General features: G+C 63.0%; 18 protein-coding genes, 2 tRNA genes and 1 pseudogene. 7 read left to right on the top strand and 14 right to left on the bottom strand.

Annotation, left to right across the window (positions count from 1 at the left end; genetic code table 11):
- Positions 1-36: 36 nt before the first annotated feature.
- From B0O95_RS06485 to B0O95_RS06475, 3 genes are read right to left on the bottom strand one after another with little or no spacing between them, the layout of a single operon-like run.
- The gene (locus B0O95_RS06485; RefSeq protein ID WP_104077296.1) at positions 37-1,230 is read right to left on the bottom strand and encodes a glycosyltransferase family 4 protein; all 1,194 of its coding nucleotides are present in this window, start codon (positions 1,228-1,230) and stop codon (positions 37-39) included.
- Positions 1,231-1,268: 38 nt separating this feature from the next.
- Complete coding sequence (locus tag B0O95_RS06480; RefSeq protein ID WP_104077171.1) at positions 1,269-2,993, bottom strand: mannose-1-phosphate guanylyltransferase/mannose-6-phosphate isomerase; 1,725 nt, start codon at positions 2,991-2,993, stop codon at positions 1,269-1,271.
- Positions 2,990-3,625, bottom strand: coding sequence for a GNAT family N-acetyltransferase (locus B0O95_RS06475; protein WP_104077170.1), 636 nt, complete (start codon positions 3,623-3,625; stop codon positions 2,990-2,992). The genes B0O95_RS06480 and B0O95_RS06475 overlap by 4 nt, the downstream gene beginning before the upstream one ends.
- A 402-nt stretch (positions 3,626-4,027) precedes the next feature.
- On the opposite strand from B0O95_RS06475, the gene B0O95_RS06470 reads away from it, so the two are divergent.
- The gene (locus B0O95_RS06470; protein ID WP_104077169.1) at positions 4,028-5,044 is read left to right on the top strand and encodes an amino acid--[acyl-carrier-protein] ligase; all 1,017 of its coding nucleotides are present in this window, start codon (positions 4,028-4,030) and stop codon (positions 5,042-5,044) included.
- On the opposite strand, the gene B0O95_RS06465 is transcribed toward B0O95_RS06470, so the two are convergent.
- A complete protein-coding gene (locus tag B0O95_RS06465; RefSeq protein ID WP_104077168.1) occupies positions 5,018-5,218 on the bottom strand; it encodes a hypothetical protein in 201 nt (66 codons plus the stop codon). The two genes, B0O95_RS06470 and B0O95_RS06465, sit on opposite strands and share 27 nt — an antisense overlap.
- Before the next feature lie 465 nt (positions 5,219-5,683).
- On the opposite strand from B0O95_RS06465, the gene B0O95_RS06460 reads away from it, so the two are divergent.
- Entirely contained in the window at positions 5,684-7,576 is a 1,893-nt protein-coding gene (locus tag B0O95_RS06460) for an alpha/beta hydrolase (protein WP_104077167.1), read from the top strand.
- Positions 7,577-7,878: 302 nt separating this feature from the next.
- Here the strand turns inward: B0O95_RS06460 and B0O95_RS06455 are convergent.
- The 8 genes and pseudogenes from B0O95_RS06455 to B0O95_RS06420 form a co-directional block, all read right to left on the bottom strand.
- Positions 7,879-9,021 (bottom strand): annotated as a pseudogene (locus tag B0O95_RS06455) (glycosyltransferase family 4 protein); the annotation flags it as partial.
- A gap of 258 nt (positions 9,022-9,279) precedes the next feature.
- Positions 9,280-9,939 carry an amino acid ABC transporter permease gene (locus B0O95_RS06450; protein WP_104077166.1) on the bottom strand — a complete coding sequence of 220 codons (660 nt, stop codon included), beginning with the start codon at positions 9,937-9,939 and terminating at the stop codon, positions 9,280-9,282.
- A 12-nt stretch (positions 9,940-9,951) separates the two neighbouring features.
- Positions 9,952-10,752 carry a cystine ABC transporter substrate-binding protein gene (locus tag B0O95_RS06445; protein ID WP_104077165.1) on the bottom strand — a complete coding sequence of 267 codons (801 nt, stop codon included), beginning with the start codon at positions 10,750-10,752 and terminating at the stop codon, positions 9,952-9,954.
- A gap of 82 nt (positions 10,753-10,834) precedes the next feature.
- A complete protein-coding gene (locus tag B0O95_RS06440) occupies positions 10,835-11,881 on the bottom strand; it encodes a quinone-dependent dihydroorotate dehydrogenase (protein ID WP_104077164.1) in 1,047 nt (348 codons plus the stop codon).
- A gap of 39 nt (positions 11,882-11,920) precedes the next feature.
- Entirely contained in the window at positions 11,921-12,775 is an 855-nt protein-coding gene (locus tag B0O95_RS06435; protein WP_104077163.1) for an arginyltransferase, read from the bottom strand.
- A 340-nt stretch (positions 12,776-13,115) separates the two neighbouring features.
- Positions 13,116-13,856, bottom strand: coding sequence for a leucyl/phenylalanyl-tRNA--protein transferase (gene aat, locus B0O95_RS06430; RefSeq protein ID WP_104077162.1), 741 nt, complete (start codon positions 13,854-13,856; stop codon positions 13,116-13,118).
- A gap of 68 nt (positions 13,857-13,924) precedes the next feature.
- Positions 13,925-14,470, bottom strand: coding sequence for an NUDIX hydrolase (locus B0O95_RS06425; protein ID WP_104077161.1), 546 nt, complete (start codon positions 14,468-14,470; stop codon positions 13,925-13,927).
- Positions 14,471-15,031: 561 nt separating this feature from the next.
- A tRNA-Met gene (locus B0O95_RS06420) sits at positions 15,032-15,108 on the bottom strand.
- A 227-nt stretch (positions 15,109-15,335) separates the two neighbouring features.
- Here B0O95_RS06420 and B0O95_RS06415 point away from each other — a divergent pair.
- On the top strand, positions 15,336-15,833 hold the full coding sequence (locus B0O95_RS06415; protein ID WP_104077160.1) for a heme-degrading domain-containing protein: 498 nt from the start codon (positions 15,336-15,338) through the stop codon (positions 15,831-15,833).
- Positions 15,834-15,917: 84 nt separating this feature from the next.
- A complete protein-coding gene (locus B0O95_RS06410) occupies positions 15,918-16,205 on the top strand; it encodes a DUF1488 family protein (protein ID WP_076786893.1) in 288 nt (95 codons plus the stop codon).
- A 142-nt stretch (positions 16,206-16,347) separates the two neighbouring features.
- On the opposite strand, the gene B0O95_RS06405 is transcribed toward B0O95_RS06410, so the two are convergent.
- Both B0O95_RS06405 and B0O95_RS16910 read right to left on the bottom strand, forming a co-directional pair.
- Positions 16,348-16,776 (bottom strand): hypothetical protein, encoded by a 429-nt coding sequence (locus B0O95_RS06405; RefSeq protein WP_104077159.1) that lies wholly within the window; start codon positions 16,774-16,776, stop codon positions 16,348-16,350.
- Between the two features lie 262 nt (positions 16,777-17,038).
- Complete coding sequence (locus B0O95_RS16910; RefSeq protein WP_255710750.1) at positions 17,039-17,167, bottom strand: hypothetical protein; 129 nt, start codon at positions 17,165-17,167, stop codon at positions 17,039-17,041.
- Between the two features lie 353 nt (positions 17,168-17,520).
- Between B0O95_RS16910 and B0O95_RS16450 the strand changes: the two genes are divergently transcribed.
- The 3 genes from B0O95_RS16450 to B0O95_RS06390 all read left to right on the top strand — a co-directional run bounded on the left by B0O95_RS16450 (position 17,521) and on the right by B0O95_RS06390 (position 19,382).
- Entirely contained in the window at positions 17,521-17,616 is a 96-nt protein-coding gene (locus B0O95_RS16450) for an entericidin A/B family lipoprotein (protein ID WP_233203201.1), read from the top strand.
- A gap of 458 nt (positions 17,617-18,074) precedes the next feature.
- Positions 18,075-19,172, top strand: a complete 1,098-nt coding sequence (gene dusA, locus B0O95_RS06395; protein WP_370641765.1) for a tRNA dihydrouridine(20/20a) synthase DusA — start codon at positions 18,075-18,077, stop codon at positions 19,170-19,172.
- A gap of 134 nt (positions 19,173-19,306) precedes the next feature.
- Positions 19,307-19,382: transfer RNA gene (locus B0O95_RS06390), tRNA-His, on the top strand.
- Positions 19,383-19,775 lie beyond the last annotated feature (393 nt).

Raw genomic sequence — 19,775 nt, 5'->3', positions numbered from 1 at the left:
GTAGCTTTGCGCGGGTGTCGCGCTGATCGATTATGCTCATTTGCGTACCGTATCGGGTTCTGCTCCGGCATGTAAATCGAGCAGGGCGCTCAACCGTGTCGCATAGTGCTCGCGCGTATACTGGGACCAATCGTAGCGGCGCCGCGTGTCGCGCAAATGCATGCCCAGTGCATCGAGCGCGGCGACCAGGCTGGCAGGTATGTGCTGGTACTTGATCTTGTTGCCGATTTCATCGCCAAAACTGGCCAGGCTGCCCAGATCGTGCACGAGCACCGGCAGACCAATCATCGCCGCCTCGACGATCACCAACGGTGCGTTTTCAGCCCAGACCGACGGCAGTAGGACCGCATCGTGCGCGCGCAGCGCCTCAAACAACTGCGCGTGGTCGAGCCGACCCGCAAAGCGCAATCGGTCGCTGTCGACCAGCGCCTTGTACTTCGCGTGCAGGGCATCGCGTTGCGAGCCGTCGCCGTAGACGGTCACGCTGCCGAGCCGATGCCATTGCGTGTGGCTGGCCAGTTCGAGAAACGGATCCAGTCCTTTTTCGGGCTCGATGCGTCCGACGAATGCCAGGTCGAAGCAGTCCTTGTCGACGGTGCGGGGCGGCGCCTGGGCGATGCGGGTATTGACCGGATTGGGCAGGATTGCTGAGCGCGTCATGCCGCGCCGTGCTAGCGCATCGCGCATGTAAGGGCTTGGGCACAGGAACTGGTCAAAGACAGCAGACGGATTCAGCAACGTATCGACCACGTGCCAATGCAGCTTTTTCACTGCATCGTGCAGCATGCCGCGTGGACTGGCGCATGTGAGCAGCCGCCGGCTGTCGCTCAGCGCCTCCAGCGGCAGAGGCTTGGACATGCCCGGTTGTGGATAGATCAGCAGATTCGGGTTGTAGAACACCATGTGGTAGTCATGGCAGGTCAGGAAGGTCCGGTAACCGAGCTTGCGCTTGTATCGTTGTATGACTGGCAGAATCGATGGCGACAGCAGGCTGTGATAGTTGTGCACCAACACGCGTTGGGGCTGAACGCGTTCGATCGTGGCGGCCAGCGCGCGCGCTGCGGCAGGATTCCACGCGCGCCGCGCCATGCCATGCGCGTCGGCCACCGCTCGTTCGTCGAAGCCTTCGGCGCCCACGCCGGGCAACTCCCGCAGTACGTCCACCGAGGTCCGGTACACTTCCTCCGCCCCGCCTTTGCGCACGAAATCGTTGATGACCAGCACCCTCATCTCGCGCTCGGCGACGGTGGGCCCCGTGGCGCGCACGGTCAACGGCCGGCCCGCCATGCGCTCACGCCGCCGCGCGGCGCGGCCGTGGCGCTTGGCGTTCCCCCAGCGCGGGAGACAGCCGTGTCTGAAGTGGCTTGCGCAGCATCGACGACTCCCGCCGCATGAGCGGTTGCGACGGGTGTGGCACCGGACGTGCTGGACACGCCGGGTGCGCCATGTGCGCCGGATGCATCGGGTGTGCCCGCCACCGGCCGAGAAGCCCGGCCGTACTGGTCGTCCAGCCGCACGATATCGTCCTCGCCCAGATAATGTCCCGACTGTACCTCGATGATCTCCAGCGGCGTCTTGCCCGGATTCTCAAGCCGGTGCACCGTGCCCAGCGGGATATACGTCGATTCGTTCTCGCTTAGCAGGAACGTGCTGTCGCCGCACGTCACGCGCGCGGTGCCGCGCACCACGGTCCAGTGCTCCGCGCGATGGTAGTGCATCTGCAACGACAGTTGCTTGCCCGGCTCGACAACGATGCGCTTGACCTGAAAACGCTCGCCGTGGTCGATGGAATCGTAATAGCCCCAGGGGCGATGCACCTTGCGATGATCTTCGGCTTCGACATATTGTTCGGACTTGAGCCGTGCCACCACGGCCTTGACTTGCTGTACATCATGCTTGTTGGCGACCAGCACTGCATCGGCGGTCTCGATCACCACGACGTCCTTCAAGCCAACGCAGGCGATCAGGCGTCCTTCGGAATGCGCGAAGCTGTCCTCTGTGCCCTCGAAGATCACGCGGCCGCGCGATACGTTGCCGGCTGCGTCCTTCGGCAGGATTTCCCAGATGGCGTCCCATGAGCCGACGTCGGACCAGCCGGCCGCCAGGGGCACAACGACGCCTTGAATGCCCGGGCCCGCTGGATCGGCGAGCCGTTCCATCACGGCGTAGTCGATCGAATCGGACGGGCATGCGTCGAAGGCGACCGCGTCTGCCTTGAAAAAGCCACCGGCTTGCTCTGCGCCGCTTCGCCAAGCTGCCTCGCAGGCGGCATGCATAGGCGGGTTCAGCGCGGCGATTGCCGCGAGCCAGGTTGACGCGCGTACTACGAAGATGCCGCTGTTCCACCAATATTCGCCAGACTGCAGGTATTGGCGGGCCAGTTCCTGGTGCGGCTTCTCGACGAAGCGCTCGATTGCGTGGCCGCCCAGCGTGCTATTGGCATGCTGCACCGGCGCGCCGATTCGGATGTATCCATAGCCGGTCTCCGCGTGTCGGGGCAGCACGCCGAGTGTGGCGATGGCGCCGGCTTGCGCGTAGCGGGCGGCCAGCGCGATGGCGTCCTGAAACGCCTTCGGATCAGTGACCGCATGGTCGGCGGGCATCACCACCAGCACCGGGTCGCCGTGACGCGCCTGCGCGTCTAGCGCAGCAAGCGTTAGCGCCGGTGCGGTGTTGCGTGCTACCGGCTCCAACAGGATGCGGGCGGACTTGCCACTGGCGCGCGCTTGCGCGGCACTCATGAAGCGGTGGTGCTCGCCGCACACGAGCAGCAGTTCGTCGTCTAGCGTCGCACTGCTGATACCGTCCAGGCGACGGGCAGTTGCCGTCAGCAGCGATTCATCGGCGATCAGGCCAATCAATTGCTTAGGGTGGTGCTCGCGCGACAGTGGCCACAGCCGCGTGCCGGAACCGCCGGCCAGGATCACCGGCAGCAGGTGCGGCGGCGCGTCGGCCGAGACGGAAGACGTGAATGTAGGCTCGGTACCGGTCATCGATTTACTCCGGAATCTGCGGGATGGCGAGGTGAGAATGCGTAAGCGTCCGGTTCGGTGCGCGCATCGGCGCGCGCCGCGCGGGCTGGCTGGGAGATGCTGCCCAGCGCGCCGGCCACCGGCTCGACGAGGCCGCGCACACCGCGCAGTAGGCCGCGGCTGGGCAAGGTCGCGTCGCGCATCGAGTGGATCATGCCGATGTACGGCATGCCGTGTTCGAGGAACGGTCCATCGACCTTGCGAAAACCAAACCGGCCATAAAACGCTTCGCGGTAGATCGGCGAGTGGATCCGCACTGGCGCGCCTGGCCAACGCTCGCGCGCATGGCCCAGCGCCCGCCTGAGCAGGTGCTCGGCGGTGTCGTCGTCGCGCCGCGCGGCGCTTGTCAGGAATTTGTCGATCATCGTTTCCGGGTCGATGTCATCGCCCGGCAGCAGGCGCGCGTAGCCTCCCACCGATCGCTGCGGCGCGCGCGTGTCGATCGCGAAAACGTGCAACGCGTGCTCGTCCCTGCCGTCGATGTCCAAGTGCACGTGAGCGTCCTCGACAACTAGTACGGCATTGCGCGCGCGCAGGATCAGATATAGCTCGTCCGAACTCAGTTGCCTGAATTCGCAGCATTTCCAGTCCATGATGTGTTCCTCGTTCGGCCAGCGCGGAAAACGTCAGGCGTGGCCGGATAGCACCGTGCGCCGCCGGCACCGCAATGTTGCAATGCCAAAAGCGTCCGCACCCTATGGAACGAAGGTACTGGCGAGGGCGTGCAAGCTCTGTTCGCAAGCGCACTATTCGGCATGGATCCCCGCGGGGCCGTAAGGTCGCGACGCCGGCGTTGTGCGTTGCACGATCAACGTGCACTGACCCACTGTTCGGCAGCGAACCGATGCCCGTGCGGGTTTTCGCGTACAACGTGCGCTTGCGGTGCTGCACGGCGGCGTTTCTGGATAGCGTCTGCCGCGCCGTTTCCATCCGCCCGGAACCCGCAAAGCACAGCATCAATCATGCGACACGAATCCTCACCAAAGGAGCCGAACATGGGTAGTGCCAATCTGGAGTCGAAGCGGTCCGGTCCTGGAACCGTGCCGAACGAGCGCGATCGCGCGGCGGCCGCTCGCGAGCTGAACGACGCAGCGGGCGCCGCCAGTTTTCTCGAACAGTTATTCGAGCGCGGCTTGCTGATTCCAAGCGATGTCGACGGGCTGTATGGCCGTGGCGCCGTCTTCGAGGACGTCGTCGAGCGCATCAGCGACTTGATCGGTGCATGGGGGGTGGAGCGCGGCGCTGACGTGATGCGGTTTCCGCCGACGATGAGCCGCACGTTGCTTGAGCAGAGCGGTTATCTAAAGAACTTTCCGCAGTTGGCTGGCACGGTCTTTAGCTTTTGCGGCAATGATTTCAGCCATCCCCGCTTGCTCGCGTGCCTGGATAAAGGTGAGGACTGGACCGCCGAGCAGAAGCCCACACGCATCATGATGACGCCAGTGGCCTGTTATCCCGTCTATTCGGTGATGGCCAAGCGCGGTCCGGTGCCGGCACAAGGCTACCTGATTGATATTTTTTCGTATGTTTTCCGTCAGGAGCCGTCACTGGAGCCGGAGCGGATGCAGCTGTTTCGGCAACGCGAGTTCGTCAGGATGGGCACGCCCGAGCAAGTGCTCGCCTTCCGACAGGACTGGATGGACCATGCGCGCTGGATGTTCGACGCGCTGGAACTGCCGATGTCGCTGGAGCTGGCCAACGATCCGTTTTTCGGCCGTGGCGGGCGCGTCGTGGCAAACAGCCAACGTGCGCTGCAGCTCAAGTTCGAGGCGGCGGTGACCGTGCTCAATCCGAACAAGCCTACCGCGTGTGGCAGCTTTAACTACCATATGGACAACTTCGGCAAGACGTGGGACATCCGTACCGAAACCGGCGAAATCGCGCATACTGGGTGTTGCGGCTTTGGACTTGAACGGATTGCGCTCTCGCTATTCAAGTTGCATGGTTTCGATATCGCCGCCTGGCCGCAGCGGGTGCGGCAGACTCTATGGAAGTCGCCATGCGGCCAGTAGCCGCGCGACAAAGCGTGCGAGCAGCGTCGCCTCGATGGCGCGCGCGTCGTCGAATTCGTCTAGTCCTTCAAAACGATCCCCACTCTTAGCCGCGCGCCCGAACGCCATGGCAACAAATAGTGCGACGGCTTGGATCGCGAGCACGATGATGACGATATGCAGCATGTTATTCATGGTCCTTTCCCTTCAAGCGCGCCGTCTCGTTCGGCGCGTCCCCCAGCCCGACAGCGCGAGATTCGGCAAGGTGTGCGCCGTTGCACTGTTGGCCATCCTTGCTGCATATCGGCAGCACTGCGCGAAACTTGAGGGTCCTCCTTACATCTAGTGTGCGCCGACCCAAAAGGACGTCTCAGGGGTGACAGACAAAAAATGGCTGGATTTTTCCCTATTTCGTCGGGAGAAAGCCCGTGATTAAACCCAATACCCGTCTTGGACGCGGGGAGCAGCGCGAAGGCGGCACGCGCACGGCGACGAGCATGGCCCGATTGGGTGCGTCAGCGCACCGACCCCACTCCTACGGATGCCGCCTACTAACCGGCGCATCCGTGCCGTGGACTCGTCGTCATGGAGGGGGAAGGCCGGATGGCCCGTGCGCCACAACACGCAGGCGCCGGGTGAAAGAACAACGAGGGTTAGAGAATGGACACGACGATGCGGCCTGTCTCGTTTGATGGGCACTTCGGCTGGCTTCATGGCGCGCAGGCTGGTGATCCGGGCGACGCGGGTTGGGGCGTGGTGCTGTGCAACCCGCTCGGGCATGAAGCATTATGGTTGCATCAGACGATGCGGCAACTGGCCGAGCGGTTGGCGTCGCGGCGCATTCCGGTGTTGCGCTTTGACTATGCAGGTACCGGCGATTCGCTGGATCGTGACACGCTGGTCGAGCCGACCCGATGGACGGGCGAAGCGGTGAGCGCCGTCGAACATCTGCGGCGCATGATGGGGGTGCAACGCATTGCGCTGGTCGGGGCGCGCTACGGCGCGATGGTGGCCGCGCAGGCCGCGCCCCAGGTCGGCGCGCAGCGCGTCGTATTGATGGCGCCGGTCGTCTCGGGCCGGCAGTTCGTTCGCGAACTCAAGGTGCTGCAGCAGACGTGGCGGGAGAAGACGGGCTCGCACGTGCAGACAGACGCGCCACCGGCTGGCGCATTCGATGTGCTCGGGCATCGGTTCGACCTGGCCGCGATGGAGCAGGTAGCGAAGCACGACTTGCGCCGTGTCCAGGCACCGCCCGCGGCGTCGGTGCTGATCATGCATGTCGACCCGCACGATCCGAGCCATGCGCTCGCTGATGTGTACCGGTCGCAAGGCGCGCGTGTGGACGCTGGTTTGTTCGCCGAATACCCGGGCGCGATGCAGCCATCCTGGCTCGCCGAAGTACCGCAGGCCACACTCGACGCCGTCACGCAGTGGCTGGTGAACGAAGAGGTGACGCATCAGACCGCCCCGGCGGGCGCATCGTGTCGCGCATCGCCGATGCTGGTGTGTGCCGGTGCGCCGCTTCAGACTGACTGGATGGTGGAGCAGCCGGTCAAATTGGATCAGGGTCGGTTGTTCGGCATCCTCTGCGAACCGGCGGACAGATTGGGCCGTGCGCCGCTGGTTGTGATCCCCAACACGGCCGCCACGCACCATGTCGGGGACGGACGCTTCAACGTTGAGTTGGCGCGCCAGCTCGCGCGTACGGGGTTTGCTTCGCTGCGGCTGGATGCGAGCGGGCTGGGCGACAGCGCAGCAGCGGCCACGCAGACCGATCCGGGCTCGTTGAGCTTCGACGCGCTGGCCGCCGACACGTCCGATGCGGTCGATTGGGCGTGCTCGCGTGGCCATCCGGGCATTGCGCTGTTCGGTATCTGCTCCGGTGCGTACCTGGGCTTGCGCGCCGCGCTCGACAATGCGGCGATCCGGGGCTTGATACTGGTGAACCTGCTCGGCTTTTCGTTTCCCGATGGATTCACGATGCATGACGCCGGCCGGGCGGGTGCCGGATCGACCCGCGCGCATTTCCGCTCGATGTGGCGCGCGCAGAAGTGGGCTCAGGTGTTGCGCGGCGAGGTCAGCCTGCGGCCGGTCATCGGCACGCTGTGCCGCTATGCAGTGGCGCGCACGCGGGGCTTTGCGGCCGCCTGGACGCAAGACATACGGGATACGCCGGGCAGCAGCCAGCGGGCGCGTCGCCAGATGAAAGAGCTGGCCGCGCGCGGGGTTCGCGTGCAGTTGCTATTTAGTCCGCTGGACCATGGTCTGGACGAACTCGAAGTTCATTTCGGTCATGGCGGCCAACGGCTCGCACGGATCGGCGGTGCGCATGCTCGCGTGATACCCAACATGGACCATGAGGTGCTGAATCCGGCAGCACGCGAGCGGGTAGCGGCATTATGCGAGGCGTTCCTCACGGAGCTTTTCGCCGACGTGCTCGATAAGCGGCAGGCTCGTCCATCGCTGCGCGCCGAGCCCGCTCGTGCGTCGTACGCGCACGCTCATGTGCCGGCAGCTACGCCGACGCTGCCGTCCGAAGAGGCGACGCTGTAGTGGGAACGGAGGGGCCGGATTGATGCGATCCGGCCGGGCGCGTTCGGCCGACGCGGTATTCGCCAGCCAATGTGGGATAGAAATTAGCCCGCTTGTGCGAGCTGTTGGTCGCGATGCGCGTTTGCCTCTGAGGTTGAAGCACTACTGAGATCGCTGTGCTGCGTGCGTGCTGCTGCATGGCTCATCGATCTCATCCGGGCGGGCAGTGGCGACGCGGCGGGTAGAGTGGCGGCAATCGCAGCGGCGGCGGTACACGGCGTGGCCGAACCGGCGTAGGCGGGTGTATCGCCCGATCCCGTATCGTCGGCCACCGGCGTCGCCAGTTCGGCCTGCAGCCGCTGGTAGCGTTCCATGACCAGGCTGGAAAACGCGGCACGGAAGCGATCCGCAGAAAAGCGTTGCGCGTTGGCGCGGCACGCGAGCGGCGTGAACGTGCCGCAGGGCAGCGCCTCAAACCGTTCAACGGCATCGATCAACGCGGGTGTGGTTTGCGCATCGAAGAACAGGCCGGTAGGTTGTGCGTCGGTATGGGCGCGCACCGATTCGAGCGCACCGCCCTTACCGTAGGCGATGACGGGCGTGCCGCACGCCTGTGCTTCGACCGGTGAGATGCCGAAGTCCTCCTCGGCGGCGAATACGAATGCCTTGGCGCGCTGCAGGTACGAATGCAACACGTCGAAGGATTGATAGCCGAGCAGCGTCACGTTCGGGCCCGCCAGCGCGCGGATCTTGGCCATCTCCGGGCCGTCGCCGATGACGATCAGCTTGCGCTGTGGCATTCGGGAAAAGGCATCCACGATAAGGTCAATGCGCTTGTAGGGCACCATCCTGGACGCGGTCAGATAGAAGTCCTCTTTGGCAGTATTCAACTGCAGGTGCTCGACATCCACCGGCGGATAAATGACCGTCGAATCGCGACGATAGACCTTACGGATGCGCCGCGCGACAAAATGCGAGTTTGCCGCGATCAGGTCCACGCCGTTGGCTGAACGCGCGTCCCAGTTGCGGATGTAGTGCAGCAGCGTGCGCGCGAGCACGGATTTCACGCCGCGCGTGAGCCCCGCCTCACTCAAGTATTGATGCTGCAGATCCCATGCGTAGCGCACCGGCGAATGCACATAGCTCACGTGTAACTGGTCGGGCCCGTTCAGCACGCCCTTGGCCACGGCGTACGAGCTGGACAGGATCACGTCGTAGCCGGACAGATCGAATTGCTCAATGGCCAGCGGAAACAGCGGCAGGTAGCCGCGGTACTTGCGCCGGGCCATGGGTAACTTCTGGATGAACGACGTGTGGACCGGCTTGCCGCGCAGGCACGAGCGCTCTTCCAGGAAGTCGACCAGGCTGAAGATGTCCGCTTGCGGGAAACAGTCGATCATTTGGGCGAGCACCCGTTCGGCGCCGCCATGGACGACCAGCCAGTCGTGAACAATCGCTACCTTCAAGCGTGGGCCCTCTCGGATTGGGTTGCGGCCTCGCGGCCGACGCGGCGTCGACGCCACGTGCGCTCTGCGCATCATGGCCATTCGGGCCATTATCGGCAGCACTCGGCGTTATCTATGTACGGGGGCGCACAATGATGCACACCGGGCACAACGGTGCGGAAAGCACGCGCGCCGCCGCGGCAGCTGTCCTGGGGTCACCCCGCGGTACGCTGGTTTCGTCGGGAAATCGACGTCGGCGCGCACTGAGCGCATGGCCGCTCAGTGCCGCGTGGGCAATGCGAGGTAGCGTTCGAGCCGGTGCTGGAGTCCCTCGAGCAGGTGGCACAGCACCCAGTACACGCCTGCTGCGCCGACATAAAGCGGCAGCGGCTGGTAGGTGGCCGCGATCACTTCCTGCGCGCTGCGCAGCAGTTCGGTCACCGTGATCACCGACACCAGCGAGGTGTCCTTGACCAGACTGATCAGGCTGTTGGACAGGCTCGGCACCGCAATACGCAACGCCTGCGGCCCGACCACGTAGCGCAGCGTCTGCTGGCGCGACAGGCCCAGGCTGTACGCGGCGAGCCATTGGCCGCGCGCGATGCCCAGGATTGCGCCGCGCATGCTCTCGGACAGGTACGCGGCGACGTTCGCGGACAACGCCAGCACGCCGGCCGGCGTCGGATCCAACTCGATCCCCACGCTCGGCAAGCCGTAGTAGACAACGAAGATCTGCACCAGCAGCGGCGTGCCGCGCATGACGCTGACGTATGCGCGAGCGACGCCCACCGGCCAACGCCGCTCGCTGACGCCCATCAGTGCGATGAGCAGGCCGCCGGCTAGCCCAAACGCCATCGATAGCAGCGCAAACTTGATCGTCAGCAACGCACCCGCGGCGAGCGCGGGCGCGGACTGCAGCAACAACATCAACGGTGACATCGAGGTGGCGGCTTACTTCAGCGGCCGGGTCACGTCAATGCCAAACCACTTGTCGGAAATCTTCGGCAGCGTGCCATCGGCCTTTAGTTGCGCAATGGCGTCGTCAATGGCCTTGGCGAACTTGGGGTTGCCTTTCTTGAATGGTATACCGACCCTTTCCTGCTGGCCCAGCGTGCCGCTCGGACGCAATGGCAGCGCGGTAGTCTTGATTAGGTACGCGAGCATCAGCCGGTCGTTGAGCGCCGCGTCGATGCGGTCCGCCGCCAGATCGCGCAGATACTCGGGTGCACCCGGGTAGGTCTTCACCCCGATGCCGGGCACCGACTTGGCCATGTCGTTGTAGTTCGAGCCCAGGCTTACGCCGAGCTTCTTGCCCTTCAGGTCGTCGAGCGATTTGAACTGGCGCGAATCGTTCTTGCGCTGGATTAGTTGCGCGACCGAGTACGTATAGGGCTGCGAAAAGTCGAGCGTCTGCTGCCGCACGGGCGTGATACCGACCTGGTTCACGACCACGTCGAACTTGCCGGCTTGCAGTCCGGCGATGATGCCGCTCCATTCAGTGGTGACGAACTCGGGCTTCACGCCGAGCCGCAGCGCGATCGCCTTGGCCACGTCCACGTCGTAGCCGACGAGTTCGCCATGAGTGTCGCGAGCGTTGAATGGCGGATAAGTCCCTTCGAGGCCAATGCGCAGCGTGCCGCGCTCCTTGACCTGATCGAGCAGGTCGGCGGCTGGTACAGCCACAGCGGCCACGCCGAGCGCGCCGCCGACCAGTGTCGCGGCGATCCATTTCCTGAGCAGCGAAAGTTTCATCGTTTTCCCTCTTGGCGGGTAGTGACAAATGGCGGCCAACATAGCGAAACTGCAATCAAAACTTAAATATCATTTGTATTCTCTATATTACGCGCGAATTGCGATGGCCAGCGGTGGCACGCACGCATTCGGCCACCAGCGTCGGGCCGCGGTAGATCAGGCCGGTATAAAGCTGCACCAACGATGCACCGGCTGCAAGCTTTGCATTCGCGTCCTCGCCGCTGAAAATCCCACCCACGCCGATGATCGGTACCGCGTCGCCTAATTGCGTGTGCAATTGCTGGATCACCCGGTTGGACGAATCGAACACCGGCCGCCCGGACAGGCCGCCGGCTTCGTCGCCATGGCGCAGGCCCTGCACCGCAGTGCGCGACAGCGTGGTATTGGTTGCAATCACGCCATCGATACGGTGCCGCAGCAGCGTGTCCGCAATCGACTTGATCTGTTCGTCGTCAAGGTCCGGCGCGATTTTCAGCGCCAGTGGCACCTGCTTGCCGTGCAGATCCGCCAGCCGCTGTTGCTTGTCCTTGAGCGCGCCCAATAGCGCATCCAGTTCGTCGGCGGCTTGCAGCTGTCGCAGGTTCTTTGTATTCGGCGATGAGATATTGACCGCCACATAGCTGGCGAATGGATAGACGCGCTCTAGGCAGTACAGGTAGTCGTCGACCGCGCGCTCGATCGGCGTATCGGCATTCTTGCCAATGTTCAGCCCCAACACGCCACGATAGCGTGCGGCTCGCACGTTGGCGACGAAGGCATCTACGCCATGGTTGTTGAAGCCCATCCGGTTGATCAACGCATCAGCCTGTGGCAGTCGGAATAGCCGCGGGCGCGGATTGCCCGGTTGCGGGCGCGGTGTCACCGTGCCGACCTCGATAAAGCCAAAGCCGAGCGCCGCCAATCCGTCGATGCAAGCGCCGTCCTTGTCCAGGCCGGCGGCAAGCCCCACCGGGTTGTGAAAGGTCAAGCCCATCACGGTGCGCGGCGCATCGGGCGCGTGCGGGGCGAGACAACGCGCGATGCCGGCGCGGGCGGCCGCGCCCAGCAGGCGCAGCGTCAAGTGATGGGCGTCCTCCGCATCCATGCGGAACAGGCGCGCCCGTGCGAGCGGATAAAGGGAACTGAGCACGGAAGTGGGCTGGGCCAACGGCCCTGAGTCGAAAGCCCGTTATTTTACCGGGGGCGCAAGCCGTTTGATGGCGGCATCGAGCGGCGGCACGTCGGCCTGTCCAGGCTCCAGGTCGCGCCATTGACCCTCGACCAGTCCCTCGAGCGGCTTGAAATTCGCCTTGTACGCCATCTTGCTGCTTTCACGAATCCAGTAGCCCAAGTACACGTACGGCAACTTCAGGCTGCGCGCCTGCTCGATTTGCCACAGGATGTTGTAGGTACCGAAGCTCGAGCGTTCAACATCGGGTTCGTAGAACGTATAGACCGAGGACAAGCCATCGCCGAGAATGTCAATCATGCTGACCATGCGCAGTTTGCCCTTGCGGGGGCTCGCGCCTTCGCGCACCGCACGCGAGCGCGCCGTGCCGCGTGGGTCGTACGGCTCGCGGAACTCGACCAGCCGCGAGTTGATGCGGCTTTGCAACAGGAACTGCTCGTACTGATCGCGGCTGTCACGATCCATTCCGCCGCCGGCATGCCGTGCGGCTTGGTAGCGTATGTACAACGCGTAGTGTTCCTCATCGTATTGCAGCGGCGAGACCGTCGCGACCAACTCGTGATGGCGGCGCCACACCTTGCGCTGGGTCCGGCTTGCATCGAAGCGCTCGACCGGCACGCGCACCGGCACGCAGGCGCGACAGCCGTCACAATAGGGTCGGTAAGTGAAGACCCCGGAGCGACGGAAGCCTGCCTTGACCAATTCGGTGTAGACATCTGAGTTGATCAGGTGACTTGGCGTGGCGACCTGTGAACGCGCAATGCGTCCCTCCAGGTAGCTGCAGGGGTAGGGCGCTGTCGCATAGAATTGCAGCGCCGACAGCGGCGATATCGGCAGTTCGTTAAGGTAGGTCACGTCAGCCCTTCACACAGCAATCGTTTGCCCAATATGTGGCGACATCAGATCGCTTCGGTGCCGATGGCATGTTTGCGGCGGCCAAGTCAAGCCAGCACACGAGGCTGTATCAACGGTATCACGAAATGACGGCAGGTTGTGGCGCCGGCCCCCGAACGGCATAGTCGAAGGTTTCCACCGTACGCAAGCTCTTGCCAAGCAGCAGGGTGTCCCTTATAGGGCCGCCACTTCGATAAGCTTATCGGACAGCGTGGACCAGCGCGCCTTGTCGCGGCGGGTGCGCAGCTTGCAAGTTGCTTTCGACTCCAGCGGCGAGATTCCGTCGCACGGTCCGGGCGCACTATTCGTGACTGTCATTCCAGTACCGATGCAGCACTTGTTTGTCGAATTGCCACGGGATTGGCGAGTGTCGTATCGCGTCACGCATGTGGGCGATAAACGCGCGACGCGATACTTCACGCGCGCCCAGCGAGGCAAGGTGAGCGGTGTTTTGTTGGCAATCGACCATGTCGACCCGGTGCTCGCGCAAATGCGCGATGAGCGCGGCGAGGGCGATTTTCGACGCGTCCGTACGGTGTGCAAACATCGATTCGCCGTAGAACATGCGGCCCAAGCTCACGCCGTACAGTCCGCCGACGCGTCGGCCCTCGACCCAGGTTTCGACGCTATGGGCCAGGCCGGCGCGGTGCAACGCCTCATAGGCGGCGATTACTGCGGGCGTGATCCACGTGCCATGCTGCCCGTGCCGGTTAGCGTTCGCGCACGCGTGCATCACGTCGGCAAAGCCAGCGTCCACACGGATCTCCCATGAAGGCTCGCGCAGGACTTTTTTCAGGGTCTTGCGCAGCGACATCGACACCTTGAATTCACTGGGCACCAGGATCATGCGCGGATCGGGACTCCACCACAGCACAGGCTGGCCCTTCGAATACCACGGGAAGATGCCGTGCTGGTACGCATCGAGCAGTCGGCGCGGATCCAGCTCGGCACTCGCGGCGAGCAGGCCAGATGCGCCGCTGGCTTCGTCCAGAGCGCGCTCAAGCGGAGGGAACGGATCGTCGGGGTTGAGCCAGGGAACCATAGTGAGATCGGCGTGCCGGCACGGGTGTTGCGTCGCGACGCCGCGCGGCGCGTGACCCGCGCGCGGGATTAGCCGTCATGCAGTGAGCGGAAGATGTCGCCGGTGTGCAGGCCGAAGCCGCCCGCGACGCGATCGGCAAAGAAAAAGCGCAGCGTTTGCCCAACGGTCGGGAACGCGATTTCGTCCCAAGGGATATCGGCTTCATCGAATAGCCGCACCTCCAAGCTTTCCTCGCCAGCCTGCACGTCGATGTCGAGCAGCCGCGCGAGGTAAAATAGGTGCACCTGGTGCACATGCGGCACATTGAGCAGCGTGAACAGCGTCTGAACCTCGACGCGCGCGCCCGCTTCTTCCAGCGTCTCACGTGCGGCAGCCTCCGCCGTCGTCTCGCCGATTTCCATGAAGCCAGCCGGCAATGTCCAGTAGCCATAGCGCGGTTCGATCGCGCGGCGGCACAGTAGCACCTTATTGTCCCAAACCGGGACCGTTCCGACCACGTTACGTGGGTTCAGATAGTGGATTGTATTGCAGTTGTCACACACGAAGCGCTCGCGGTTGTCGCCGGGAGGCACGCGCAGACTCACCACGTGGCCGCAGACAGAACAAAATTTCATCGATCGAGGGTCGGTGGGACAATGGTGCGCAGTTTAACATTGGGCGCGTGGCCGACATTTTAGGAGAGACGCAATGCAATCGCGAGAGACTCAATGCAATCACATTCCATTCCCCGTCCCCTGCTGATCGTCGATATGCAGCGGGGATTTGTTCTATGGCTGCGAAACACCTTACGTCAGCGCGGAAACGGATACGGTTTTGATAGAACGCGCTCGAACTGCTTTTACGGCATCGGATTGGCGCAATGGCTTGCCGAATTCAGCGTTGGCGAGTGTGTCCTTGCTGGGATGGCAACTGAAATTGCATTGATACGACGTGCCGCGCCCCTATATGGGCGTAGACCAATGTTGAGGCTGCGCCGTGTTCAGATCGAGCCGTGCTGCTCGTCGGGGTAACGGGGGAGGGGGCGCTTCGGGTAGCGGCAATCTTATCCGGTCTTGGCGCCGACGCTATAGCGTGAACTCCAGCATGACTGCCCCCGATACCACTCCAGGTGCAACATTGCCTCGCCGGAAAACAAAAACCTCGGGTTTCGTATGAAACCCGAGGTTTTCAGAATTTGGTTGCGGGGGTAGGATTTGAACCTACGACCTTCGGGTTATGAGCCCGACGAGCTGCCAGACTGCTCCACCCCGCGTCCGTCGAAGAATTAAATTATACACAGATCCGTTCTGCGGTGCAAGGACGTGCAACGCGGAATGTCAGCGCAACGTGAAACTGCTTGGTTCGCGAATGCACTGCGCCGCGCCGCCATGCCGCTAAAATGATGACTTATACGAGAGTCTGCGACTTCATTGGCTTCACCTTGGCCGGCCTTGCCGGCTTCTTTTTCACCGGCGGCGTTGCTGGCCGGACCCATTGCCCATGGACATCACTCGAGACCTGCAGCACATTGCCCTTCAGGAAAAGACGCTCATCGCGCCACGCTTTGACGCGGATTTTGGATGGCAGCTCGGCGCACACTTGCATGAGCTTGCCAAGGCGAGAGCGCATGCCGTCGCGATCGACGTGCGCACTTTCGGCCATCCGGTGTTTTACTGCGCACTGCAGGGCGCGACACCGGACAATGCGCGGTGGGTGCGCCGCAAGAGCAATACGGTGGAGCATTTCCGGCGTAGTTCGTACGCGGTGGGCCTGCGCCTTGCACAGTCCGGCGCCACGCTGGCCGACAAGTACGGCCTGTCGTGCGCCGACTACGCTTCGTACGGCGGCGCGTTTCCATTGACCGTGCATGGCGCGGGCGTAATCGGTTCGGTTACCGTGTCGGGCCTTGCGCAACGCCAGGACCACGAACTGGTGGTCGAAGCGCTCTGTGCGTTGCTCGGGCACGATTACAGCGGATTGGCGTTGCCGCACGACTGAATCGGCGTCTAGCTATCGACCGACTTGGCTGGCCATGCCGCGGCTCGCTAGAATGGGAATTCACGTCCGATTCCCGAGGCTGGCATGCAGATTGATTTTCCCGCTGAAGCCGGAGCGTACCGCGACAGCAACCTGACCGTGGAGTTCGATGCCATTGTCAATGGTGAGCGGGTACGTTGCGCCATCTCCGTTGAAGCCCTGGAGGATCACTTTGGTGTTGTATCGAACGACCGCGACGGCTGGATCCGCGCGTTCGACCGGGGCCGCGCGCGCATCCTCGAAACTGCGCGCGAGCATCTGAAGCGCTGCGACGGACACCCGGTGCTGCTCAAGAGCGGTCATTTCCCTCCTGGCGACGCGTTACGGGAGTGACCGGCGCGAATCGCCGGGCCGCGGGCCGCGCGGTGGCCCTGCCGGCTCCGGATGATCCGCCGCGTCGCTGTCGCGGCCCGTTGCATCGTTGTGCTGCGCGGTCGCGACGGCGTTTCGGCCTAGCTTGCGCGCCGCAGGCGGTTCATGACGGCTCGTCACTGTCCGTCATGAACGCGCGCATGAACACCAGCGCGCCGAATCCCCACATCGCATTGACGACGAAACCGAACGCGAGGCGCGGCAGCATGTTGCCGCTTGGCCAGATACCGCGGATCGGGTCAAGCACGAACACTGTCGTTGCGGTCAGCACGACGCCGCCGAACACGAATGAGCCGAGCCACGGCGCAGGCCGTTGCGGATCGACGCGCAGCAGCCACGCCAGCACGATGCCCCATAGCGCGCCGAGCAGTGCGGTGAGCAGAAACTCGGGGACGCCGAGGGACGCGAACGGCGTGGTCGAGAACGGCAGTTGGTCGGTCAATTCGGCCGCGTGTAGCAACGCGATCGCTGCCTCGTGAAAAAACAGCACGGCGAGAAAGCCGGCAATGAACGGCAAAATGACGCTTTGCATGATGGGATTGACAGACGGCACGCGCGTGCTTGCACGCTTAGGATATGCATTATAGTGACCTCAGGTGAGGATTCGCGCATATTACGAATCGGCACAACTCAAGCTGAAAAAAGTCGTTCTGTCGGTGCAACCGGGTCACTAGACTCGCAATTCAGGGTGCGTCTGGTCCCGTCGATGTAGAAACACCATTCGACATCGTGACGTCGGTCATCACGACGCGCTCGATCCTCGCAGCCGTTCAGTTGCTGCATGCCGCGCCGTGCTAGCGGGCGATCGCATCGCTTGGCAGGTGATCTCGCAGGATGCGGTCATTGGTCTTCGAATCCGGACGCTTGATCGGCATATTGTCCGGGTTATTGGCCTTGCCTGCGTCTTCAGGACGTTTCGACATGCCACCTGCGCCACTGCCTGGGACTGGCGCAGACGTCCCAGCGCCCACAGGGGCAGATCTCGCGCCGGAGGAGCTTGCTACAGTGGGCGACGCCGCCGCGCCGGCCGGAATCGTCCAACCGGAGCGAGGCGCGAGCTGGCTTGCCGCGCAGCCGGCGCAGGGCGCAGCGACTGCGGAGGCCGCCACCACTACGACGCTGTACTTCGTCAGCCATGTTATGTGCCTCATCGCTTTCTCCTTTTGTCGCGCCACAGCGGCCGGCGCCTGCGCGAACTCGATTCCATCTTTCATTGAAGCATAAATCGCACCGCGGGGTACTGTGCGCTGTTGCAGGCGCTGGCCATGCCGGCGGGATTATGCTGGCCGGATGCAACACGGTGTCCGGCGCAGGGCAGGATATTTCCGCGGGCTGCAGCGCGGTGACTAACTTCGCGGAGAAGGCGAAGTAGCAAAAAAAGCCGCAGCGCGTGGCTGCGGCCAACGGCGCCAGCCGCGGGCCATACGCCGACGCCATCGACCGGAGAGTATGCGTCGGCCTCAATTATTTCGACCATGCTGCCGAAACGAACATGCCGGTGCCACCCGAACCCGAAGAAATTCTGGGATCGCAGGCGCCGGGCATGTGACTCGAAGTGAGCAACAAGCCTCGAGCCTCTCTCATCCATCTTGGCGGATCGGTGCGTGTCCAGGCGAACAGAGGGGGCCGGGTATGCCCCTTTACGATCATCGCCGGACCACCCTCGGTCCATTGGGAAGTCGTCGAACATAGCGAGACGGTCTGCAGCGAACGATAACTCTCAACAGCTCCGGGCTGCTGCGACGAGCTCAAGTTTTGAGGAATGTATTCTTGAATTAGGGGTTTTTTAATCCGTCGCGGGCTGGGTTTTTTGCGCAGAGACACGCGCGAGTGCGAGGCCGCCGCAGAGACGATAAAATGTTGGTTTGCCCCATACCTGTGCATTCCGCGACTGCTGCTCCAATGATCGATTTCGACGCCCATCGTGCCCGACGCATCTGCGTCGCGCCGATGATGGACTGGACCGACCGCCATTGCCGCTATTTCCACCGGCAGTTATCCCGCCACGTCTACCTATACACGGAAATGGTGACGACTGGCGCGCTGTTGTTCGGCGACGCCGCACGACACCTGTCGTTCATGCCACAGGAGGCCCCGATTGCATTACAGCTCGGCGGCAGCGAGCCGGACGAGCTCGCTCGCTGCGCGAAACTGGCAGAGCGGTGGGGCTACGATGAAGTCAACCTGAATTGCGGCTGTCCGTCCGAGCGGGTGCAGCGCGGCGCGTTCGGTGCGTGCCTAATGAAGGAGGCAACGCTGGTCGCCGATTGTGTGAAGGCAATGTGCGATGCGGTCGCAATGCCCGTGACGGTCAAGCACCGGATCGGCGTAGACGCAATCGACGACTATGGATTCGTGCGCGACTTCGTGGGCACTGTGGCTCAAGGTGGATGCCGCGTATTTATCGTGCACGCGCGCAACGCGATACTGAAGGGTCTGTCGCCGAAAGAGAACCGCGAGATTCCACCGTTGAAGTATGACTACGTGTACCGGCTCAAGCACGACTTCCCTGAATTCGAGATCGTCATCAATGGCGGCATCAAGACGCTGGATGAGGCGCATGAACACCTGCATCACGTCGACGGCGTGATGATCGGGCGCGAAGCCTATCACAATCCCTTTCTGCTGGCAGACGTCGATAGGCGCTTCTACGAGCCGTCGGCGCTAGCGCGCACGCGTGGCGAGGTCGAGCAGGCGATGATCGAGTACATTCGGGCCGAACAAGCTCGGGGCACCTACATCGGCGCCGTCACGCGGCATATGCTCGGGCTTTATCGCGATCAGCCTGGCGCGAGAGGGTGGCGTCGCGTGTTGTCGGATCATCGAAAGCTGGCTACTGGCGATCCGCGCATATTCGACGAGGCGCGCGCCATGTTCAACGCTCGCCCGGTCGGGTACGATCGCATCGCGGAAGCGCATGCCGAGTGAAGCCAGTATCTGGGTCAGAATTTTTTGCGTTCCACCGCTAGCAAAATGGGAAATCCCTGCGTATAATTTTGGTCTTCGCTGGTGATCGTTCTTACCGGCGTGCAGCGTTCCTCGATATATCGGTTCCTGCAGTGGTGGCCGTAGCTCAGTTGGTAGAGTCCAGGATTGTGATTCCTGTTGTCGTGGGTTCGAGTCCCATCGGCCACCCCAAAGAATTCATAAAAAATCAAGTATTTAGAAAACGGCGCTGAGGTGTTACCCAGTGCCGTTTTTGCTTTGTCATTCCCAATTTGGGCATTACATACCTCGCCGCTTCACGGTCTTTGTGCGGTCGTAGACGCGTCGTGCGGCCGTCGCCGGATTTGCATGAAGATCCGGCAGCATGCCGCATTCTGCCTTATGCTTGGTACGTAGTAGGCGCGTAGGTCGTGGAACGTGAGCCTCCTTCCGAACTTTTTCAGCTCGAGTGCCTTGCCCATCAGCTTCGACCATTCCGCCTCGAAGTCGGCCGACGTAGAGTTCGGCCGGCGTAGAGTGCGCCCCATAGCGGTTCGAGAATACATACAGGCAATCGTCCTTGCGGGCCGTGCGCAGGCGCGCCAG

This window comes from Mycetohabitans endofungorum, from assembly GCF_002927045.1.
Lineage (GTDB): Bacteria > Pseudomonadota > Gammaproteobacteria > Burkholderiales > Burkholderiaceae > Mycetohabitans > Mycetohabitans endofungorum.
The sequence above is the reverse complement of the archived record's forward strand: the minus strand, read 5'-3'. Positions and strand labels throughout refer to the sequence as shown.